This is a genomic window from Afifella marina DSM 2698, from assembly GCF_900102695.1.
GTDB classification, from domain to species: Bacteria; Pseudomonadota; Alphaproteobacteria; order Rhizobiales; family Afifellaceae; genus Afifella; species Afifella marina.
The window spans coordinates 196,604-217,732 of sequence record NZ_FMVW01000001.1; the positions used below are offsets into that span (position 1 = coordinate 196,604).

General features: G+C 64.6%; 18 protein-coding genes. 7 read left to right on the forward strand and 11 right to left on the reverse strand.

The features are described 5' to 3' along the window. The first annotated feature begins 7 nt into the window (after positions 1-7). The 3 genes from BLP76_RS00895 (at position 8) to guaD (ending at position 3,814) form a co-directional block, all read left to right on the forward strand. Positions 8-1,078 (forward strand): BMP family ABC transporter substrate-binding protein, encoded by a 1,071-nt coding sequence (locus BLP76_RS00895; RefSeq protein WP_244514417.1) that lies wholly within the window; start codon positions 8-10, stop codon positions 1,076-1,078. A 175-nt stretch (positions 1,079-1,253) separates the two neighbouring features. Then, positions 1,254-2,480 carry a urate hydroxylase PuuD gene (locus BLP76_RS00900; protein WP_092809013.1) on the forward strand — a complete coding sequence of 409 codons (1,227 nt, stop codon included), beginning with the start codon at positions 1,254-1,256 and terminating at the stop codon, positions 2,478-2,480. After that, positions 2,474-3,814 (forward strand): guanine deaminase, encoded by a 1,341-nt coding sequence (gene guaD, locus BLP76_RS00905; RefSeq protein ID WP_092809014.1) that lies wholly within the window; start codon positions 2,474-2,476, stop codon positions 3,812-3,814. Before BLP76_RS00900 ends, guaD begins: the two co-directional genes overlap by 7 nt. Here guaD and BLP76_RS00910 read toward each other — a convergent pair. The 8 genes from BLP76_RS00910 to BLP76_RS00945 form a co-directional block, all read right to left on the reverse strand. Beyond that, the gene (locus BLP76_RS00910) at positions 3,811-4,296 is read right to left on the reverse strand and encodes a DUF4112 domain-containing protein (protein ID WP_092809015.1); all 486 of its coding nucleotides are present in this window, start codon (positions 4,294-4,296) and stop codon (positions 3,811-3,813) included. The genes guaD and BLP76_RS00910 overlap by 4 nt on opposite strands. Before the next feature lie 60 nt (positions 4,297-4,356). Beyond that, positions 4,357-5,631: an NAD(P)/FAD-dependent oxidoreductase gene (locus tag BLP76_RS00915; protein ID WP_170130369.1), complete on the reverse strand. Its 1,275-nt coding sequence runs from the start codon at positions 5,629-5,631 to the stop codon at positions 4,357-4,359. Positions 5,632-5,654: 23 nt separating this feature from the next. Continuing rightward, complete coding sequence (locus BLP76_RS00920) at positions 5,655-7,070, reverse strand: glutamine synthetase family protein (RefSeq protein WP_092810006.1); 1,416 nt, start codon at positions 7,068-7,070, stop codon at positions 5,655-5,657. Positions 7,071-7,153: 83 nt separating this feature from the next. Further along, positions 7,154-8,044, reverse strand: a complete 891-nt coding sequence (locus BLP76_RS00925) for a MipA/OmpV family protein (protein ID WP_092809017.1) — start codon at positions 8,042-8,044, stop codon at positions 7,154-7,156. Between the two features lie 122 nt (positions 8,045-8,166). Further along, positions 8,167-9,300 (reverse strand): ABC transporter permease, encoded by a 1,134-nt coding sequence (locus tag BLP76_RS00930; RefSeq protein ID WP_092809018.1) that lies wholly within the window; start codon positions 9,298-9,300, stop codon positions 8,167-8,169. A gap of 1 nt (position 9,301) precedes the next feature. Continuing rightward, entirely contained in the window at positions 9,302-10,291 is a 990-nt protein-coding gene (locus BLP76_RS00935; RefSeq protein ID WP_092809019.1) for an ABC transporter ATP-binding protein, read from the reverse strand. Continuing rightward, positions 10,288-11,268, reverse strand: coding sequence for an HlyD family secretion protein (locus BLP76_RS00940; protein WP_092809020.1), 981 nt, complete (start codon positions 11,266-11,268; stop codon positions 10,288-10,290). The genes BLP76_RS00935 and BLP76_RS00940 overlap by 4 nt, the downstream gene beginning before the upstream one ends. 1 nt (position 11,269) lies before the next feature. After that, positions 11,270-12,061: a CerR family C-terminal domain-containing protein gene (locus BLP76_RS00945; RefSeq protein WP_170130368.1), complete on the reverse strand. Its 792-nt coding sequence runs from the start codon at positions 12,059-12,061 to the stop codon at positions 11,270-11,272. A 258-nt stretch (positions 12,062-12,319) separates the two neighbouring features. On the opposite strand from BLP76_RS00945, the gene BLP76_RS00950 reads away from it, so the two are divergent. Then, positions 12,320-12,685 carry an MmcQ/YjbR family DNA-binding protein gene (locus BLP76_RS00950; protein WP_092809022.1) on the forward strand — a complete coding sequence of 122 codons (366 nt, stop codon included), beginning with the start codon at positions 12,320-12,322 and terminating at the stop codon, positions 12,683-12,685. Positions 12,686-12,821: 136 nt separating this feature from the next. On the opposite strand, the gene katG is transcribed toward BLP76_RS00950, so the two are convergent. The 3 genes from katG to aceA form a co-directional block, all read right to left on the reverse strand. Continuing rightward, positions 12,822-15,023: a catalase/peroxidase HPI gene (katG, locus tag BLP76_RS00955; protein ID WP_092809023.1), complete on the reverse strand. Its 2,202-nt coding sequence runs from the start codon at positions 15,021-15,023 to the stop codon at positions 12,822-12,824. Positions 15,024-15,365: 342 nt separating this feature from the next. Then, the gene (locus BLP76_RS00960) at positions 15,366-15,599 is read right to left on the reverse strand and encodes an SMc00767 family acetate metabolism repressor (protein ID WP_092809024.1); all 234 of its coding nucleotides are present in this window, start codon (positions 15,597-15,599) and stop codon (positions 15,366-15,368) included. 117 nt (positions 15,600-15,716) lie between these two features. Next, the gene (gene aceA, locus BLP76_RS00965) at positions 15,717-17,024 is read right to left on the reverse strand and encodes an isocitrate lyase (protein WP_092809025.1); all 1,308 of its coding nucleotides are present in this window, start codon (positions 17,022-17,024) and stop codon (positions 15,717-15,719) included. A gap of 223 nt (positions 17,025-17,247) precedes the next feature. On the opposite strand from aceA, the gene BLP76_RS00970 reads away from it, so the two are divergent. The 3 genes from BLP76_RS00970 to BLP76_RS00980 all read left to right on the forward strand — a co-directional run bounded on the left by BLP76_RS00970 (position 17,248) and on the right by BLP76_RS00980 (position 21,128). After that, positions 17,248-18,663 (forward strand): short-chain fatty acyl-CoA regulator family protein, encoded by a 1,416-nt coding sequence (locus BLP76_RS00970; protein ID WP_092809026.1) that lies wholly within the window; start codon positions 17,248-17,250, stop codon positions 18,661-18,663. Between the two features lie 152 nt (positions 18,664-18,815). Next, positions 18,816-19,910: a polyamine ABC transporter substrate-binding protein gene (locus tag BLP76_RS00975; RefSeq protein ID WP_274605670.1), complete on the forward strand. Its 1,095-nt coding sequence runs from the start codon at positions 18,816-18,818 to the stop codon at positions 19,908-19,910. Positions 19,911-19,970: 60 nt separating this feature from the next. Further along, a complete protein-coding gene (locus BLP76_RS00980) occupies positions 19,971-21,128 on the forward strand; it encodes an ABC transporter ATP-binding protein (protein ID WP_092809028.1) in 1,158 nt (385 codons plus the stop codon). Position 21,129: the final 1 nt, after the last annotated feature.

A 21,129-nucleotide genomic window follows, 5' to 3' on the forward strand; every position in this document is an offset into this window, starting at 1 on the left:
GAGTAGAATGAACAGGCGCCAGATCTTGGTCGGCAGCGCCGCGACCCTTGCGCTTCCCGCTCTGATCGGCCGGGCTGCGGCCCAGGACGGGCCGCTCAATGTCGGTTTCGTCTATGTCGGGCCGATCGGCGATTACGGCTGGAGCCACGCCCATGACGAGGCGCGCAAGAAGGCGCAGGAGCATTTCGGCGACAAGATCAAGACGAACTACGTCGAGAACGTCGCCGAGGGCCCGGATGCGGAGCGCGTCATCCGCCAGCTCGCGCAGCAGGGCAACAAGCTCATCTTCACGACCTCCTTCGGCTTCATGAACCCGACGATCAAGGTCGCAAAGCAGTTCCCGGACGTGCATTTCGAGCACGCCACCGGCTACAAGACGGCCGACAATGTCGGCATCTACAATGCCCGCTTCTATGAAGGCCGCGCCGTCATCGGCACGATCGCCGGCATGATGTCGAAATCCGGCAAGGCGGGCTATGTCGGCTCCGTGCCGATCCCGGAGGTGGTGCGCGGCATCAACGCCTTCACGCTCGCGGCGCAGAAGGTCAATCCGGACTTCACCACGCAGGTCGTATGGGTGAATTCCTGGTACGACCCGGCCAAGGAAGCCGATGCGGCCAAGGCGCTGATCGACCAGGGCTGCGATATCATTTCCCAGCACACCGATTCCCCGGCGCCGCTGCAGGCCGCCGAGCAGCGCGGCGTCTACGCCTTCGGCCAGGCCTCCAACATGATCGACTTCGCGCCGAAGGCGCATCTGACGGCGATCACCGACAATTGGGGTCCCTATTACATCGACCAGATCCAGAAACAGCTCGACGGCGAATGGGCTCCGGGCAACATCTGGTGGGGCATCGAGAAGGGTCTCGTCGGCATCGCGCCGTACAACGACATCATGCCGGCCGACGTGAAGGAAGCCGCCGACAAGGTGAAGAACGGCATCGCCTCGGGCGAGATCCATCCCTTCGCCGGCCCGATCACCGACCAGTCGGGCGAAGTGAAGGTGCCGGAAGGCGACACGATCCCGGACGAGCAGCTTCTGGGGCTCGACTGGTACGTGAAGGGCGTTCAGAGCTAAGCGGGATCGCCTGGGCGGAGGCGGTTTCCGGCCGCCTTCGCCAGCAGGCGACGCCTGCATATTTTGCATGACGACGGAGCGCTGCCCTGCGCTCCGTTGCGTCTCCCCGCGGGGAGGCGGTGACGGATGGGGATGATGTTTGCATCGCGCCATCCGTGCATGATCAGGAGAACGAATGGGCGCGATTGTCTGGGAATGGCTGAGCCTTGCCGTGCGTTTCGTGCACGTGATCACCGGTATCGCCTGGATCGGCTCGTCGTTCTATTTCATCGCCCTCGACCTCGGACTGAGGCGCCGTGACGGCCTGCCGGACGGTGTCACCGGCGAGGCCTGGCAGGTGCATGGCGGCGGCTTCTACCACATGCAGAAATATGCCGTGGCGCCGCATTTCATGCCGGATGAGCTCACCTGGTTCAAATGGGAGAGCTATTTCACCTTCCTCTCCGGCTTCGTGCTCCTCTGCATCGTCTATTATTTCGGTGCCGAGCTCTTCCTGATCGATCCGTCGGTCGCCGACATTCCCGAATGGGGTGCGGTTCTGATCGGCCTTGCCGGTCTCGGTTCCGGCTGGCTCGCCTATGACCGGCTCTGCCGCTCGCCGCTCGGGCGGCACGACACGCTTCTTTTCGTTGTGCTCTTCGTCTTTCTGGTCGCGGCCTTCTTTCTCTTCTGCCACGTCTTTTCCGGGCGCGGCGCCTTCATCCATTGCGGCGCGCTCATCGCCACGATCATGACGGCAAACGTCTTCTTCGTGATCATTCCGAACCAGAAGATCGTGGTCGCCGATCTGAAGGCCGGGCGGGAGCCGGCGGCGCATCTCGGCAAGGCGGCGAAGCAGCGCTCGCTGCACAACAATTATCTGACGCTGCCCGTCCTCTTCTTCATGCTGTCGAACCATTATCCGCTCGCCTTCGCGACGGAATGGAACTGGCTGATCGGTGTGCTGGTGCTGCCGGCGGGCGCGCTCATCCGGCATTTCTTCAACACGATGCATCGGACGGGCCGGAAGATCTGGTGGCCCTGGGCCGTGGTGGCCGTGCTCGTCGCCGCGATCGTGGCGCTGTCGCGCTTTCCGGGCTACGGGCCGCAGGAGGCGGCGGCCGTCAGGATCGACAAGGATCCCGAACTCGCTCTGATAGCCTCGATGCATTTCGACGAGGCGCAGGCAATCGTCATGGGGCATTGCTCCATGTGCCACGCCGCCGAGCCTCTGTTTGAGGGGGTGCACACGGCGCCGAAGGGCGTGCTTCTCGACACGCCCGAAGAGGTGGCCCGCAACTGGCACAGGATCGAGATGCAGGCGGTGCGCTCCAAAGCCATGCCGCCGCCGGGGGTCGCCGTGATCAGCCCCGAGGAGCGGCAGACATTGGCCGCCTGGATCGGAAGCCGGACGACATGGTGAGTACGAAATCTCCCGCGCCGGGCCGGGTGGACGCGATCCGCGGCCGGCTTTTGTGGTTTGAGGCCGATCCCTATCTCGCCGGCGAGGGCGAGGCCGTGCGCTATGTCGAGGACGGGCTTCTCGTTCTGAAAGACGGGCGGATTGCGGCCGTCGGCGAGGCGGGCGCGCTCGCGACGACGCTGCCGGCAAATGCCGTCATCGCCGATCATCGCCCGCATCTCGTCATGCCGGGCTTCATCGACCCGCATCTCCATATGCCGCAGACGCAGGTGATCGCCTCCTACGGCGCGCATCTTCTGGAATGGCTGGAGAAATACACGTTTGTCGAGGAACAGAAATACGCCGATCCGGCGATCTCTGCGGCGGCCTCGACTTTCCTCCTGAACGAGCTCCTGCGCTCCGGCACGACGACCGGCGCGGTTTACGGCTCGGTGCATCCGGGCTCCATCGAGGCGCTCTTTGCGGAAGCGCTGTCGCGGAACATGCGGATCATCGCCGGCAAGGTGATGATGGACCGGGCCGCACCTGCCGCGCTGCTCGACACGCCGGAGACGGGATATGAGGAGTCCAAGGCACTGATCGAACGCTGGCACGGGCGCGGCCGGCTTTCCTACGCGATCACGCCGCGCTTTGCCGTCACCTCTTCGGAGGCGCAGCTTCAGGCCGCGGGCGCACTCGCCGCGGAATATCCTCAGATGCATATCCAGACGCATCTCTCGGAGAACACGCTGGAGATCGAGACCGTCGCCCGCGATTTTCCGTGGTCTGAGGATTATACCGCCGTCTACGAGCGCTACGGGCTGGTGCGGCCGAAGGCGCTCTTCGGCCATTGCATCCATCTCTCCGAGCGCGAACGCAAGGCGCTTTCGCAGGCGGGCGCCTCCGCGATCTCGTGTCCGACCTCGAACCTCTTTCTGGGCTCCGGCCTTTTCGATCTTGCGGCCATGCGCGCGGCCGAACCGGCGGTGAAGGTCGGGGTCGCGACCGATATCGGCGGCGGCACCTCCTATTCGATGCTCCAGACGGTCTCGGAATTCTACAAGGTGCTGGCGCTCAAAGGGCAGCGGCTGACGCCGTTCGAGGCGTTTCACATGCTGACGCTCGGCAATGCCGAAGCGCTCTGCCTCGATGATCGCATCGGCACGTTCCGGCCGGGTATGGAGGCCGATTGTGTCGTCCTCGACAGCGCGGCGACGCCCGCCATGCACTGGCGCATTAAGACGGTGGAGACGCTCTTTGAAGAGCTCTTCGTGCTGATGATGCTGGGCGATGATCGCGCGGTTGCGGCGACCTATCTGATGGGCGCGCCGGCTTACCGTTCCGACAACGCTTAGCGGCGCTTCTTCGCCGTCGCATTCTTCGGGGTCACGTCGCGCATGCGTGCATCGCCGGTGACGTCGACCATGCCGATGCCGTGCTTTTCCCGAAGATGCTCGGTGAGAAGCCGGACATTGCGCATATTGGCCTTGAAATAGACGTCGCCGAGATCGCCGACGAGGGGCACGAGGCCGAGCGCGAAGTCGAAGCCGGCATTGCGTACCATCTTCGCCTTGATGTCGGTGTCGGCGCCGAGCTGGTGGGCGCGGTAGATGAGATAGGCGGAGATGATGCCGCCCGCCGCATCGCCGATGCCGGGGATGAGGCCGATCACGGAATCGAAGCCGAAGCGGAAACCCGGCACGCCGAAGCGCGCATCCATCATCTTCGCCAGCGATTCAAGCCGGTTGAGCTCGCGCTCCATCTCAACCGCGCTCCGGTTGCGTGAGGAGGCGTGGTCGAAGCCGGTGGCGAAACGAGATGAAGCTGTGCGGTCCATGAAGCCGTAACGCGCTCGCGTTCTGCGTGTTCCCGCAAGCGTGTTCGCTTTGCGTCGTGCTCAGAACCGGTCGACGAGCTGGCCGTGCCAGATGGCGAGGCTCACCATGGCGCGGCGGAGCGCGGTGATGCCGGGCACGCGGCCGACCTTGAGGTCGGTGTAGAGGGCGAGATCTTGTGGCGCGCGCCCGAGCGCCTCTTCGGCGAGGAGCTTGCCGACATAGGGAGCAAGGGCCACGCCCTGGCCGGAAAAGCCGGCGGCCACCATGACGCCCGGCGCGATCTCGCGGATGAAGGGCATGCGCGCCGGCGTGATCGAGACGACGCCGCCCCAGCCATGGGCGATTTTGACGTCCTTCAGCTGCGGATAGACGCGCAAAAAATGCGGCCGCACGAAGCTGCCGATGTCGGAGGGGATGCGCCCGGCGCTGCTTTCGCCACCGCCGAAGAGAAGGCGGCCATCCGCCGATTTGCGCCAGTAGCAGATGACGAAATAGCTGTCGGAGGCGCATTCGCCGCCGGGCAGCACGGTTTCGGCGAGATCGCCGAGCGGTTCCGTCGCCACCATGAAGCTGTTGACGCCGACGGTGCGCCCGCGGGTGACGGCCTCGAACGGGCCCGAACGGCCGTTGGTGGTGACGATGAGGCGCTCCGCCGTCACCTCGCCGGAGGGCGTTTGGACGTGAAACCGCCCGTTCTCTTTCCTGTAGGAGAGGGCGGGACTTTGTTCGAAGAGACTGGCGCCTGCGGCCTCGGTCGCATCGGCGAGGCCGAGGAGGAAGGCGTAGGGGTCGAGATGCCCGGCGCCTTTGTCGCGGCAGCCGCCGTAATAGGAGGGCGAGCCGACGGCCTCGGCTGCCGCCTCACGGCTCAAGACCTCGATGTCGGGATAATCGTAGCGCTCCCGCAGCGTCTCGACGAAATGGGCGTTTTCCTTTTCGTCGGCCGGCCGGTGGAAGACGTCGATGAGACCGTTGGTGATCTCGCAGCCGAAGCGGGCGGCAAGGCCGCGCACGAGCGTCTTCGCCTCTTCGCCGACCTGCCAGAGCGCCTTGGCTCGCTCAAAGCCGTAATGTTTTTCGAGCCAGAGAATGTCGCGGCGCTGGCCGGAATGGATCTGGCCGCCATTGCGCCCCGATGCGCCGTAGCCGAGCCGGTCCGCCTCCAACAGCACGACCCGCGTGCCCGCCTCGGCAAGATGCAGGGCTGCGGAGAGGCCGGCGAGGCCGCCGCCGATGACGCAGATATCCGCCTCGGCCTTGCCGGCGAGGGGCGGCCTTTCGCGGCGTTCACCGGCTGTCAGATGGTACCAGGAGGGCGGGAAAGGCCGCGGCACGGCTCGCTCGAAGGTTGGAGAGGTCAGACGCTGAGAAGGAGGTATTCACGCTCCCAGGGGCTGATCACCCCCATGAAGGTTTCGTATTCGGTTTCCTTGATGCCGCGATAGATGCTGACGAAGGGGCTGCCGAAGATTTCCACCAGTTCCGGCGTGTTCTCCAGAAGCTGGACGGCATCGAGGATGGAGCGCGGCAGGGTGAAGGGCGCGTCATAGCCGGTGCCGGCGGCCGGTTCGTCCGGCTCGAGCTTGTTGAAGAGGCCGAGATAGCCGCAGGCCAGCGACGCCGCGATCGCGAGATAGGGATTGGCGTCGGAGGAGGGAACGCGGTTTTCCACGCGCCGTGCCGCAGGATCGGAGAGAGGCACGCGCAGCCCGACGGTGCGGTTGTCATAGCCCCAGCGCATGTTGATCGGCGCCGAGGTGTGCGGCGTGATGCGGCGATAGGAATTCACGAACGGTGCCATCATCGCCATGGCGCGCGGAATGTAGGTCTGCAGGCCGGCGATATAGTAGAGGAATTCCTTGCTGGCGCCGCCGTCCGGTGTGGAGAAGATGTTGTCGCCCGTCTCAAGGCTCACCACCGAATGGTGGATGTGCATGGCCGAGCCCGGTTCGGCGGCAATCGGCTTCGCCATGAAGGTCGCATACATCTGGTGGCGCAGCGCCGCCTCGCGGATCGTGCGCTTGAACAGAAACACCTGGTCGGCGAGTTCGACCGGATCGCCGTGGCGCAGATTGATCTCCATCTGCGCCGTCCCCGCCTCATGGGCGAGCGTGTCGATCTCGAGCCCCTGCGCTTCGGAGAACTCGTAGATGTCGTCGAAGAGGGCTTCGAACTCGTTGACCGCGGAGATCGAATAGGCCTGGCGGGCGCGTTCCGTGCGGCCGGATCGTCCGACCGGCGGCTCGAGCGGATAATCCGGATCGAGATTGGGTTTGACGAGATAGAATTCGAGCTCGGGCGCGACCACCGGCTGGATGCCGGCGTCGTTGTAGAGCTGGATGACCTGCTGCAGCACGCGGCGCGGGGAAACCTCCACCGGCCGCCCGTCGCGATGATAGGCGTTGTGGATGACATGCGCGGTCGGGTCGGATGCCCAGGGTACGACGGCGAGGGTGGAGAAATCCGGGCGGAAGATGAGATCGCCGTCCGTGATCGACTCGGCGTATTCCTCTTCGTCGCGGTCCGGATAATCGCCGGTGATGGTCTGGGTGAAGATTGCCGCCGGCAGCGTCATCGGCTTGTCGTCGAAGAACTTTCCGGTCGGCATCAGCTTGCCGCGGGCGACACCGGCCTGGTCCGGCACGATGCATTCGATGTCTTCGATGGCCCGTTCCCGGCACCAGCGCCGGGCTTCTTCACTGTTGGCGACGCCGCGCCGGAGAGATGTCTCCGGGTCCATCGGCGTGGCCGTTACTTTGTGCGATTCGGTCATGATCACCTCGCCCTCTTCATAACCGATGATGAGGCGAAGGCGAAGCTCGACGAATGGGCAGTCAAACGAACCGCGGGAGCGGTTCAGTCGAAGAGGTCGAGACCGAATTTGTAGGTGAGGCCGAGAGCCGCCGTGAACTGGTTCTCGCTGCCGGCATCAGTGATTGGCGAATCCGCGGCATCGCCCACGAGATGTTCGTAGCCGGCCTGGCCGACGACCGACCAGTTCTCGGTGAAGGCGTAGCGCGCTTCGAGCGAGGCGCCGACACCCTTGATGCCGCCGTCGGGATCGAAGATCGCAAGGCCCGAGGCTGCCGCCTGCGCCGGCGTGATGCCGAGATAGGTCTGCAGATATTCCGCATCGGCGAAGGAGAGCCTGGGGCCGGCCGTGATTTCGAGCTTGTTGGTCGGATAGGTGACGAGGTTGACGCCCGTTTCGCCGACGAAGCCGTCATGGCCGGTCACGCCGCGGCGCAGCGCGAGATAGGCCTCAAGGTTGTTCCAGCGATATTTGACGGCGCCACCGAGTTCGACCGCCGTGTCGACGTCGCCGATGCCGCGCAGCTTGGAATAATCGTTGTCATCGCGCTCGCGCACGACGCGGAAGGAGGGGCTGATCGAAAGCCCCTGTTCCGGCTTGCCGCCGAACTCGCCGAACACCGGCAGGCTGAGATAATGCAGGGCAACGAAGGGCTGCGGCTGAACGGTGTAATCGTCCGCGCCCTCATAGGCCGGCTGAACCGAGGCGCCGGCGCCGAGCTCCAGAATGAGATCGTGGCTGCTTTTGCCTGCGGGAGCCGGTGTGTCCTGCGCGGCAACGGGCGAGACGGCGGACGAGACGGCGATGAACGCCGCCAGGACACCGCCTGCGCATGCGCGGATGACGGCGCGCGGGTGAACCCGCCGCGTCTTCGTCCCTCTGGCGGTGGCCGATCTGTCGGCCGATGTCTCGTAGGTGGTGCCAAGCTCTTGCATGGAACAATCGCTACCGGCTCCACGATGCACAGCAAAGAAACGAATCGTCCGACCAGGAGCTTTTTCGGAAACCGTGGCGGTGTGGCCACGCCTCGTGCCGCAGAGGCTGGTCGCGCCCAAGGTCAGTCGAGCGTGTTGCGGAAGCGGATGAGGGCAAGCGCGGCGATGACGCCGAGAAAGACGAGGATCGGCCAGATTTCCGGCCAGACGAAGGAGAGGTCGCTGCCCTTCAGCATGATGCCGCGCACGACGCGCAGGAAATGCGTGAGTGGCAGGGCATTGCCCAGAATCTGCGCCCATTCCGGCATGCCGCGGAAGGGGAACATGAACCCCGAGAGAAGGATCGACGGCAGAAAGAAGAAGAAGGTCATCTGCATCGCCTGGAGTTGCGTGCGGGCGAGCGTGGAGAAGGTGTAGCCGAGCGTCACATTGGCGGCCAGGAAGATGGTGACGGCGACGAGAAGGGCGAGATAATTGCCGAGCATCGGCACGTTGAAGAGCATGAGCGCGGCGGCGAGGATGACGACGACCTGGATGAGGCCGAGGCCGATATAGGGCACGATCTTGCCGATCATGATCTCCACCGGTTTGACCGGCATGGAGAGGAGGTTTTCCATCGTGCCGCGTTCGATCTCGCGGGTGAGGGCGAGCGCCGTCATCAAGGTCGTGGTCATGGTGAGGATGGTGCCGAGAAGGCCCGGCACGATGTTGTACTGGCTGATGCCTTCCGGATTGTAGAGCCGGTGGATGATGACGTCGGCGCTGCGCGCCTGTGCGGCCTTGGCGCCGAGCGGGCCGCTTAAGACATGGGCGATGGCGCGGCTGACGATCTCCGGCATGGCGGCGAGCGCATTGGCGGAGGCGGCGGGGTCCGTCGCATCGGCCTCCACGACGACCTTGGGGTCAAGGCCGCGCACGAGATCGCGCTCGAAGTTCTGCGGAATGGTGAGGACGAAGGAAAGCGAGCCGTCTTCGAGCGCTTCGCGGGCCTCCGCCTCGCGGGCGAGCGGCGCGGCGATATCGAAATAGCCCGAGGTTTCCATGCCGGCGACGATGGCACGCGACACCGGCCCGCCGTCGAGGACGAGGACGCCCGTCGGCAGCATCTTCGGATCGGTGTTGATGGCGTAGCCGAAAAGGATGAGCTGCAGGATCGGGATGCCGATGATCATCGCGAAGGTGAGCCGGTCGCGGCGCATCTGGATGACCTCTTTGAGGAGCACCGCCTTGATGCGGGAGAGCGAGATCAGGCCCATCTCAACCCTCCAGAGCCTGCGCCTGGCTCATCAGGCGGATGAAGACGTCTTCGAGCGTCGTCTCGCCCTGGCGCACGGTGATGTCGTGGTCGTTTTTGACGGAATCGATCGCGGTTTTGAGCGCTTGTGCATCGGAGCCGACGACATGCACCTCGCTGCCGAAGGGCGCCACCTGTTCGACGCCTTTTGCGCCCGCAAGCGCCTTGGCCGCCGCCGGTGCGCCTTTGCCGCTCAAGATGAAGGTCGTGAGCTGCGACTGGTCGATGATCTCTGAGACCGTGCCGCGCGCCACGATCGTGCCGTAGGCGATATAGACGATGCGGTGGCAGCGCTCCGCCTCGTCCATGTAATGGGTGGAGACGAGGACGGTGAGGCCCGCTTCGGCGAGTTCGTGGATCTCGTCCCAGAATTCGCGCCGCGCTTTCGGGTCGACGCCCGCCGTCGGCTCGTCGAGGAGAAGGAGCTCGGGCGTGTGCATGGTGCAGGCGGCGAGCGCCAGGCGCTGCTTCCAGCCGCCGGACAAATTGCCTGCGAGCTGGCAGCGCCTCGAGGCGAGGCCGAGACGGTCGAGCGTGTCTTTGGCTGCCTTGCGCACATTCTTCATGCCGTAGAGGCGGGCGACGAAGACGAGATTTTCCTCGATCGTCAGGTCCTCGTAGAGCGAGAAGCGCTGCGTCATATAGCCGACGCGCCGCTTGATCTCTTCGGCTTGGGTCAGGATGTCGTAGCCAAGGCAGGTGCCGCAGCCGCCGTCGGGCTTGAGAAGCCCGCAGATCATGCGGATGGTCGTGGTCTTGCCGGAGCCGTTCGGACCCAGGAAGCCGACGATCTCGCCGCGCGCGATCTCAAGGTCGATGTCCTTGACGACCGCCTTGCCGCCGAAGCGCTTGGTGAGATTTTCGACCTCGATGACGGGAGCGCGCGCCTGTGTGGGCTCGTTTCCGCCCTCGACCCCGTCTCCGACCCCGGTGCCGTTCAAGCGCTCGTTCATGAGGCCGGCTCCGAAGCGAGGAGGCGCACATCGACCGGCTGCCCGACGCGCAGACGCGCCGTGTCGCCGACGGGACGCGCCTCGGCGCGGAAGAGAAGCTTGTCGCGGCGTTTTTCGGAAAAAATCACCGGCGGGGTGAATTCCGCTTCCGCCGAAACGCGGGTCACTTTTGCGGTGAGACCGGCCGGGCAACTGTCGCAGGAGATGGCGATTTCGGCATTGTGCGGCAACTGTGCGAGCTTCGGTTCCGGCACGAAGAAGACGATCTTGCGTTCGCTCTCCGGCAGAAGCGAGAGCACGGGCTCGCCGGCTGCGACGACTTCGCCCGGGCGATAATAGACATCGTCGATGAGGCCCGCTTCCGGCGCGCGCACATGGGTCTTCGCAAGCTTCGTCTTCGCCTGTGCCACACCGGCGCGCGCCGCCTCGACCTGGCGCTCCGCCGCCTCGATCTGGTCTTTGCGGGCCGGCAGCGTGGCGACATCCTTCTGGCGTCGCGCCTCGGCAAGTTGCGCCTCGGCGACGGACAGCGCCTCGCTCGCCTGATCGAGGCGCGCCTTGGCGATGACGCCGCGCTCGAAGAGATCCTGCTGGCGCTGAAACTCCTTTTCCGCCTGATCGCGGGAGGCGCGCGCCTTGTCGATCTGCGCCTCGATGACGGAGAGTTCGACGGGCCTCTGTCCCTCGCGCCGGTCGGCGAGCTCGGCCTCGGCAGCGGCCAGTTCCGCCTCCGACTGGCGCAACTCGGCTTCGATCGTCTGGCGGTCGAGTGTGAAGAGGAGGGCGCCAGCCTCAATCTGCGCCCCTTCCTGAACCTTTATCTCGGCAAGACGCCCGGCAATTTCCGGCGCCGCATAGACGAAGTCGCCTTCGACATAGCCTTGCAGGGATGGTGCATCGGCTTCGCCGGCACGCCCGCAGGCGGACAGGGTCGCGACGGCCGCAAGGACGACGAAAAGGGCACTGGCGACACGCATCTCATGCCTCCGCCTTCCGGCCGCGCAGCTCCGTCACGACGAGGTTGAGATGTGTCTTGAGCATCGCTTTGATCTCGGCGAGCAGCGCCGGGGTATACCGGTCGGCCTCCAGCCGGCGCAGAACCACGGCCTCGGCGACGCGCAGAAAGATACCCTGGCCGATGAGGAGAAAGGTTCTGAGGCGCACGGTCTCGCTGTCGGGATCGAGGCCGGTCGCGACGGCGAAGTTGAGGCACACCGTGCGGTGCATGCGCTCCATCACCTGCGCGTAGATGATGTCGAAGGCCGCCGTCGGGCTCATCTGTTCGCGCAGAATGAAACGGGCGACGCGGCGCATGTCCTCATGGCCGACGATGACGTCGACGATCGTGTCGAAGGCGAGCTCCAGATGAGCAAGCGCCTCCTGCGGGTTCGCGGGCGGGGCGGCGTCGACGATCTGCGGGGCGCGTTCCGCGATCCGGCTTCCCATGATCTCGGCGACATGGCCGGCGACGGCGAGATAGAGCTCCTCCTTGCCGCCGAAATGATAGGAGATCGCGGCCACATTGGCCTTGGCGAGCTTGGCGACATCGCGCACGGAGGCGGCGTGCAGGCCGCGCTCGCCGAAAAGCTCCAAAGCGGCATCGAGAATGCGCTCGCGCGTCGTATCGCCCGGGACATTGGCCGGGCTAGCCGGAGAACGGCGGGACGTTGCGGGTCCCTGCGCCGGCGCCCTGGACGCGCCGGTGGCATCCTCCGAGGATTTCGGCCGGCGAGCCCCTTCCTTGGGCTGCAGCATGGGGGGCTGCAGCATGGGGGGCTGCAGCATGGGGGGCTGCGACACGGGGTTTCTGCTCATGGATAGGACTTTCCGGCCTTTGATCTGGATACGATCATGGCTCAAACGATCGTTTAAGGCAAACGTTCGTTTGATTGCGTAATGGCGTGGCTGCGCCGGCCCCCGGAACATGCTAGCCGGGACGCGGAAGGGCGGTCGCTCTCACCGGGGAGCCGGACGGCAGTGGCGCCCGGGAGCAGAGACGTCGGTTGCCGCCATCAGAGGAGGCCGGATGTGACCTACGAGGAATTCAACGCCTTCTGCTGCGCGCTGCCGGCGACGACGCATGTCGTGCAATGGGGCGGGGCAGATGTCTGGAAGGTCGGCGGCAAGGTGTTTGCGATCGGCGGCTGGCACGAGGACAGGCCGGCCTTCACCTTCAAGACGACCGAGATCTCGTTTGAGATGTTGAAGGACGAGCCGGGGCTGCGCCCGGCGCCCTATCTTGCCTCGCGCGGCCTCACCTGGATCCAGGATTTTGCGCAAGGCCTCTCCGACGAAGACCCGCGCGCCTATCTCCGCGCCTCGCACCGCCTGGCGGCGAAGGCACTTTCGAAGAAAAAGCAAAAGGAACTGGGCCTCGACCAGGAGGACACGTGACGTTTGCGGCCCGTCTGAAGGCCGGGCCTCGCTGAAGGCACCGAGAGAAAAGGGCACGATCGCTGCCGATCGTGCCCTCCTCGAGAACTTTGCGGCTCCGCTCGCAAGGCTGCGAAGCCGAAAATCGGACCTGGCGTTAGTTCCGTGGCCCCTCGACATTGCCGGCCACCTCGAAGCGGTCGGCCTCCATCACCTTCGTCCAGGCGGCGACGAAGTCCTTGATGAACTTCTCCTGGCTGTCGGCGCAGGCGTAGACCTCGGCAAGCGCACGCAGCTGCGAGTGCGAGCCGAACATGAGGTCGACGCGCGTCGCCTGCCATTTGACCTCGCCGGTCTTGCGGTCGCGCCCCTCATAGGTGCCGTCGGCAACGGGCTGCCATTGCGTCGACATGGTGAGGAGGTTGACGAAGAAATCGTTCGTCAACGTGCCCGGCCGGTGGGTGAAGACGCCGTGCGGCGCGTTCTGATAGTTCGCGCCGAGGACACGCATGCCGCCGAGAAGCGCCGTCATCTCCGGGGCGGTGAGCGTCAAGAGCTCCGCCCGGTCGACCATCGCTTCCTCCGGCCGCATGAACTGCCGACCGCTCAGGTAATTGCGGAAGGCATCGGCGCGCGGCTCGAGGGCGCGGAAGGAATCGACGTCCGTCTCCTCCTGGCTCGCATCCATGCGACCCGGCGTGAACGGCACGGCGACATCGACGCCCGCATCCTTCGCCGCCTTTTCCACGGCTGCGGTGCCGCCGAGCACGATGAGATCGGCGAGCGACACCTTCTTGCCGCCGGTCTGGGCGGCGTTGAAGTCCGCCTGGATCTTTTCGAGTGCCTGCAGCGCCTTGGCGAGTTTTTCGGGCTCGTTCGCCTCCCAATCCTTCTGCGGGGCGAGACGCACGCGTGCGCCATTGGCACCGCCGCGCTTGTCGGAGCCGCGGAAGGTCGACGCCGAGGCCCAGGCCGTCGAGACGAGCTCGGACACCGACAGGCCGGAGGCGAGGATTCTGGCCTTGAGATCGGTGATGTCCGCAGCATTCACCAGCTCGTGGTCGACCGCCGGGATCGGGTCCTGCCAGAGCAGCGTTTCCTGCGGCACGAGCGGGCCGAGATAGCGGACTTTCGGGCCCATATCGCGGTGGGTGAGCTTGAACCAGGCGCGCGCGAAAGCATCGGCGAATGCGTCGAAATCCTCGTGGAAGCGCCGCGAGATCTTCTCGTAGTCCGGGTCGAAGCGGAGCGCGAGATCGGTCGTCAGCATCGTCGGCTTGCGGAAGCGGCTCGGGTCATGCGCATACGGGATTTCCGCCGGCGCATCCTTCGCCACCCACTGATAAGCACCGGCCGGGCTCTTTTCGAGCTCCCATTCGAAGCCGAAGAGATTGTCGAAGAAGTAGTTGCTCCACTTGGTCGGCGTCTGTGTCCAGGTGACCTCCGGGCCGCCGGTGATGGCATCGTCGCCGAAGCCCGTGCCGTGGCCGCTCTTCCAGCCGAGGCCCTGATCCTCGACCGCCGAGCCTTCCGGGTCCGGGCCGAGAAGCGAGGGATCGCCGGCGCCGTGCGTCTTGCCGAAGGAATGGCCGCCGGCGATGAGCGCCACGGTCTCTTCGTCGTTCATCGCCATCCGGTAGAAGGTTTCGCGGATGTCCTTCGCCGCCGCGACGGGGTCGGGCTTGCCGTTCGGACCTTCCGGATTGACGTAGATGAGGCCCATCTGCACGGCCGCGAGCGGCTCTTCGAGCTGGCGCTCGCCGGAATAGCGCTCATCACCGAGCCAGGTGCCTTCAGGACCCCAATAGAGCTCTTCCGGTTCCCACACATCGACGCGGCCGCCCGCAAAGCCGAAGGTTTTGAAGCCCATGGTCTCAAGCGCGACGTTGCCGGCGAGAACCATCAGATCGGCCCAGGAGATCTTGCGGCCGTATTTCTGCTTCACCGGCCACAGGAGCCGGCGCGCCTTGTCGAGATTGGCGTTGTCGGGCCAGGAATTCAAAGGCGCGAAGCGCTGCTGGCCGGCCCCGGCGCCGCCGCGCCCGTCGGTGATGCGGTAGGTACCGGCCGAGTGCCAGGCCATGCGGATCATCAGGCCGCCGTAATGGCCGAAATCGGCCGGCCACCAATCCTGCGAATCCGTCATGACCTGCTTGAGGTCCGCAATGACGGCGTTGAGGTCGAGGCTCTGGAATTCCTTGGCGTAGTCGAAATCCTTGTCCATCGGGTCGGACAAGTCGGAGTTGCGGTGCAGCGTCGAGATGTCGAGCTGCTCGGGCCACCACTCGCTATTGCGGGCACCGCGTTTTCCGCCACTGAACGGGCATCCGCCGGAACCGTCGTCTACTTTCGCATCCATGAGTGCCTCCTTGGACGTTTCTATTCTGGGCTGAAATTATCCGCCGCCGAGCGATAGGTGAAGCCTTCTTTTTATAATCGCTCTAATAAGAAACGCTGATGACGTGCCCTCGTGGTGCTTGGGTATCGTGTTCCTGGCGGTTTTTGGGAGGAAGAATGCGGCGGCTGGGAGCCGAGCTCACCAAATGAAACGGCCGCCGCGGTCTGCCGCGACGGCCGTCGAAAAGAGATGGGTGAGGCAGAGGGCCAGGAGAGGCATTGTGCGTCCGTCCCGCGAGGAGCCCGGAAGCGCATCTCCACAAGCTTCAGCCCGCGCGCGATGGGCGTTGCCCGAAGAGGCTGCCTAGCGCTGCTTCACCACGATCGGTACCAGGAGGTCGCCCCAGAAACCGTCTTCGGAATGGTGGCGGGCGGTGCGCTGCAATTCGACCGAAAGGCCGGCATCGACGCAGCCGATGACGGCCTGGTTCAGCCGGTGCAATTCGTTGGCGAGCACGCGGATCGCTGCCTGCTGCGCGTCAGTCATTTCGGACGAAAGCGCTTCGGCGCGCTCCTTCACCGGCGGTTTGGTCAACATCGTCTCCACTTTCTTTGCGCGCCCAGTTCGGTCGCCGGGCTCAATTGCGACCGCGGGAGAGCAGAACTCTCCCGCGGCCCTTAGGTTGCGCGTCTTCTGACCGGAAAATCAACCCGGTCACGCCGCGCGCGTTTGGGCCTTCTCCTCCCCGGAGTGGAACTGAGCGGATTCCGTTGATTCGCCCATGGCCGTGGTTGACGACAGGCCGCCCGTGATCGCCATCGACACGGCGTCGAAATAGCCGGTGCCGACTTCGCGCTGGTGGCGGGTCGCCGTGTAGCCGACGGATTCCGCCGCAAATTCGGCCTGCTGCAGCTCCGAATAGGCCGCCATCTGGCGATCCTTGTAGCCGCGGGCGAGCTCGAACATGCCGAAGTTCAGCTGGTGGAAGCCGGCGAGCGTGATGAACTGGAATTTGTAGCCCATCGCACCGAGCTCGCGCTGGAACTTGGCGATGGTCTCTTTGTCGAGATTCTTCTCCCAGTTGAACGAGGGCGAGCAATTGTAGGCCAGCATCTTATCCGGATGCGCCTTGCGCACGCCCTCGGCGAAGCGCTTCGCCTGTTCGAGGTCGGGCTTCGACGTCTCGCACCAGATGAGGTCGCAGTAAGGCGCGTAGGCGATGGCGCGGGCGATGCAGGGCTCGAGCCCGTTCTGCACCCGGTAGAAGCCTTCCGCCGTGCGTCCGGCGTCGTAATCGACGAAGGGCCGGTCGCGCTCGTCGATGTCGGAGGTGAGAAGCTTCGCCGCTTCCGCATCTGTGCGGGCGATGACGAGGCTCGGCACGCCGCAGACATCGGCCGCAAGACGCGCCGCCGTCAGGTTGCGGATATGGGCCGCCGTCGGGATCAAGACCTTGCCGCCGAGATGGCCGCACTTCTTTTCAGAGGCGAGCTGATCTTCGAAATGCACGCCAGCCGCGCCGGCCTCGATATAGGCCTTCATGATCTCGAAGGCGTTGAGCGGGCCGCCGAAACCGGCTTCCGCGTCGGCGACGATCGGGGCGTACCAGGTGTCGACCGAATGCTTGCCTTCCGACGTCTCGATCTGGTCGGCGCGCTGGAAGGTGCGGTTGATCTTGCGGGCGAGCTCCGGGCCTGAATTGGCGGGGTAGAGCGACTGGTCGGGATACATGGCGCCGGCGACGTTGGCGTCGGCCGCGACCTGCCAGCCGGAGAGGTAGATGGCTTTCAGGCCTGCACGCACCATCTGCATGGCCTGGTTGCCGGAGAGCGCGCCGAGAGCGTTGACGAAGTCGTCTTCATGGAGAAGCTTCCACAACCGGTTGGCGCCGTGCTCGGCCACCGAATACTCAATCTTCAGAGATCCGCGCAGCCGCTTCACATCCTCTGCGGTATAGGGCCGCTCGATCCCCTCGTAGCGATCGGCCGGAGCGTTCGGAAGAAGGCTCTGAAAATCGGTCATGTCAATCTCCTTACTAGACTTCTTGTGTCTGTTCCCGTCTTTGTGAGCCTCATTTACAATGCGGCGCACAAAATGCCAGGGCAAAAAGCCGGAAAGTCGCGCCAAACGGGTGAAATTGTAAGGACTGCACTCGAGATTTTGTTGAGTTTGTAAAATATTTACAACGGAAACGGCGCGCGCTAAGTTTGCCGTCGCTGCAGCGGCGCGATGGGGGGAGGCGATCGTGGCGGAACGCAAGATATTCGCAGGTCCGCGCATCAGGCGCGTCAGAAACGGTCTCGGCCTGACCCAGGCCGACATGGCCGAAGCGCTCGGCATCTCTTCAAGCTACCTGAACCTCATCGAACGCAACCAGCGCCCCCTGACCGTGCAGGTGCTGTTGAAGTTGCAGGCGGCGTTCAAGATCAACGCCGCCGAGCTCAAGCTCGACGAGGAGGGGGCGGATCTCGACGCCATCAAGGCGGTGTTCGCCGATCCGCTTCTGGCCGCGGAAGTGCCGAGCCCCTCGGAGCTCGAAGAGGTGGCGGAGGCGGCCCCCAATGTGGTGCGCGGCATCTCGCGTCTCTATGAGGCCTATATGGAAGGCGCGGACCGCCTCTCCGAATTATCGCAGCTTCTGGCCGAAGGCGGCGAGATCCGCACCGAAATGGGCGCGCGGCTGCCCTTCGACCGGGTCGCGACCTGGTTCGAAGAGGCGGGGCCGTGGTTTCCCGAACTTGAAGAGACCGCTGCGGCGCTCGCCGAAGAGCTCACCCCGCGCGACGATCCCTTCGCCGCGTTGAAGGCGCATCTGCGCGAGCGCCACGGCATCGATCTCAGGATCCTGCCCGCCCATGCCCTGCCGGACGAGCGCGCCCGCTTCGATCGCCATTCGATGCGCTTCTTCATCGCCGAATCCGTGCCGCTCGTCGATCGCGCCTGGCTCGTCGCGCTGCAGGTCGCCTATTCCGGCCATACGCCGCTTTTGAACAAGCTCGCCGCCCAGGCCGCGCCCAAGGATACGGAATCGCAGCGTCTCCTGCGGGCGGGCTTCGCGCGTCGTCTCGCCGACGCGATTCTGATCCCGGCCCCGCGCCTTGCCGCGGCGGCGCGCGAATTCCGCTTCGATCTCGCCGGGCTCAGCCAGCGCTTCCAGACCCGCAATGCCCGCATCATGGCGCGCCTTGCAGCCCTTGCCGGCGATCCAGAGAGCGATGTCGACGAGGCCGCCCTCGTCGTGCTTGACGGCGCCGGCACCGTGATCACCCGCATCCGAGGCGCGGGTTTTCCGTTTGCCCGTTTCGGAGCCGCCTGCGGGCGCCTGCCGATTTTCGACCGGCGGACGGAAAGCGGCGTGCTCGCGGCGCGCCTGTCTTTTCCCGACGGGGCGACCTTCTTCGCGCTCGCCATGCGGGAATCCGAAGCGCTTGCCGACAAGACGCTGCCGCCGCCTTTGCGGGCGACGCTTCTCGTCTTCCCCGAGCGTTTTGCCGAGGCGACCGTCTATGATTTCGTGCGCTCGGCACCGGCGCGCCCTGTCGGCGTAACGTGCCGGCTGTGCGAGCGGGAAGGCTGCGCCCATCGCGCCCAGCCGCCAGCGACGCGGCCGGCGAGCCTGCACGATTACCGCATCGGCAAATCCGACCGGGAAATCCCGTGAGAGGAAAATCCGCGCGCGCCTGCGACTTTCGTTATGCCGAAACGGGGCGTTTTTGGCCCCGCGGCGATTGAAGCCTGCCGCGGCTTGCCCCTATGTTGCCTGCGAATGGCCGCTATGCGTGCAGTGAAAGCCCACCAACAGGGGAGGTGCTCTTGTTCAGAGCTCTTTGTCTCGTCTCCACCCTGGCGATCGTCGCTGCCTCCGGCAGTCCGGCCTTCGCGCAGGACGAGGAGAAGGTCGTCAACGTCTACAATTGGTCGGACTATATCGACGAATCCATCCTCGAAGACTTCACCAAGGAAACCGGCATCAAGGTCGTCTACGACGTCTACGATTCCAACGAGATCCTGGAAACCAAGCTTCTCTCCGGCGGCACCGGCTATGATGTCGTCCTGCCGTCCGCCTCGCCGTTTCTCGCCCGCGAGATCCAGGCCGGCGCCATGCAGAAGCTCGACAAGTCGAAGCTCCCCAATCTCAGCCATGTCTGGGACACGATCGCCGAGCGGGTATCGAAATACGATCCCGACAACGAATATTCGGTCAATTACATGTGGGGCACGACCGGCATCGGCTACAATGTCGATATGATCAACGAGCGCATGCCCGACGCGCCGGTCAACTCCTGGGATATGATCTTCGATCCCGACGTCATCTCGAAGTTTCAGGATTGCGGCGTCTATATGCTCGACGCGCCGACGGAGATGATCCCGGCCGCCCTCAACTATCTCGGTCTCGACCCGAATTCGACGAAGCCGGACGACATCGACAAGGCGGAAGAGTTGTTGAAGTCCGTGCGCCCCTACATTCAGAAGTTCCACTCCTCCGCCTATATCGATTCTCTCGCCAACGGCGACATCTGCATGGCCGTCGGCTGGTCGGGCGATGTCTTCCAGGCGATCGATGCGGAGGCCGAAGGGATCAACGTCAAATACGTGATCCCGAAGGAGGGCGCGCAGATGTGGTTCGATCAGATGTCGATCCCGGCCGACGCGCCGCATCCCGACAACGCCCATGCCTTCATCAATTACATCCTGCGTCCCGATGTCATCGCCAAGGCGTCGAACTATGTCTTCTATGCCAACGGCAACAAGGATTCGCAGCAATATCTCGATGAAGAGATCATCGGCGATCCGGCGATCTATCCGCCGAAGGACGTGATGGACAAGCTCTACACGGTCGACCCGTACAATCCGAAGGCGCAGCGGCTCATCACGCGGGCCTGGACGAGCGTCAAGACCGGGCAGTAAGAGGCCGCAAATTGGCCGGGCAGGCATTCTGCCCGGCCTTTAACGAGGGAAGGGTTACGTATGGCCAAAATGCTCGGGCCCGTGAGGCGCGCTTTTCAGCCGTGGAACGATCCGAGTCAGCCACCCTTCATCGAATTCAGGAACGTCACCAAACGCTTCGGCGATTTCACCGCCGTCGACAATCAGTCGATCACCGTCTACGAGCGCGAATTCTACGCCCTGCTCGGGCCGTCCGGTTGCGGCAAGACCACCTTGTTGCGGATGCTGGCCGGCTTCGAAGAACCGAGCGAGGGCGAGATTTTTCTGGATGGCCGGCCTTTGACCGGGGTGCCGCCGCACAAGCGCCCCGTCAACATGATGTTCCAGTCCTACGCGCTCTTCCCGCATATGAACGTCGCCGACAACATCGCCTTCGGCTTGAAGCAGGAGGGGATGGCGAAGGCCGATATCGCGGTGCGCGTCGAAGAGATGCTGCGCCTCGTCAAATTGCAGGATTTCGCCCGCCGCAAGCCGGCGCAATTGTCCGGCGGCCAGCAGCAGCGTGTGGCGCTTGCCCGTGCGCTCGCCAAGCGCCCGAAGGTGCTGCTTCTCGACGAGCCGCTCGGCGCGCTCGACAAGAAGCTGCGCGAGGAGACGCAGTTCGAGCTGACCGATTTGCAGGAGAGCCTGGGTCTCACCTTCCTCATCGTCACGCACGATCAGGAGGAGGCGATGACCATGGCCGACCGCATCGCCGTCATGGACCATGGCCGCGTCATCCAGGTGGCGACGCCCGCCGTCATCTATGAGGCGCCGGCCTCCCGCTACATCGCCGATTTCGTCGGCGACGTGAACATTTTCGAAGGCCGCATCGCGCATCTGGAAAATGGCGGCCTGACCATGACGACGGCCGCCGGTTTCACCGTCGAGGTGGCGGAGATGCCGCAAGGCGTGGCCCGCCCGCAGGCCGGCGAGACGATCTGGTTCGCCATCCGCCCCGAAAAGATGGTGATCAGCCATGAGCGGCCGCCAAACGCCACCACCAATGTCATCGAAGGCGAAGTCTGGGATATCGGTTATCTCGGCGATGTCTCGATCTACAACATCAAGCTCGATTCCGGCGACGTGGTGCGTGCGACGCGGCTCAACGCCTCGCGCGAAGTGGAGCGTCCGCTCACCTGGGAGGATCGCGTCTTCCTCTCCTGGCGGCCGGACGCCGGCACCGTTCTGGTACGATAGG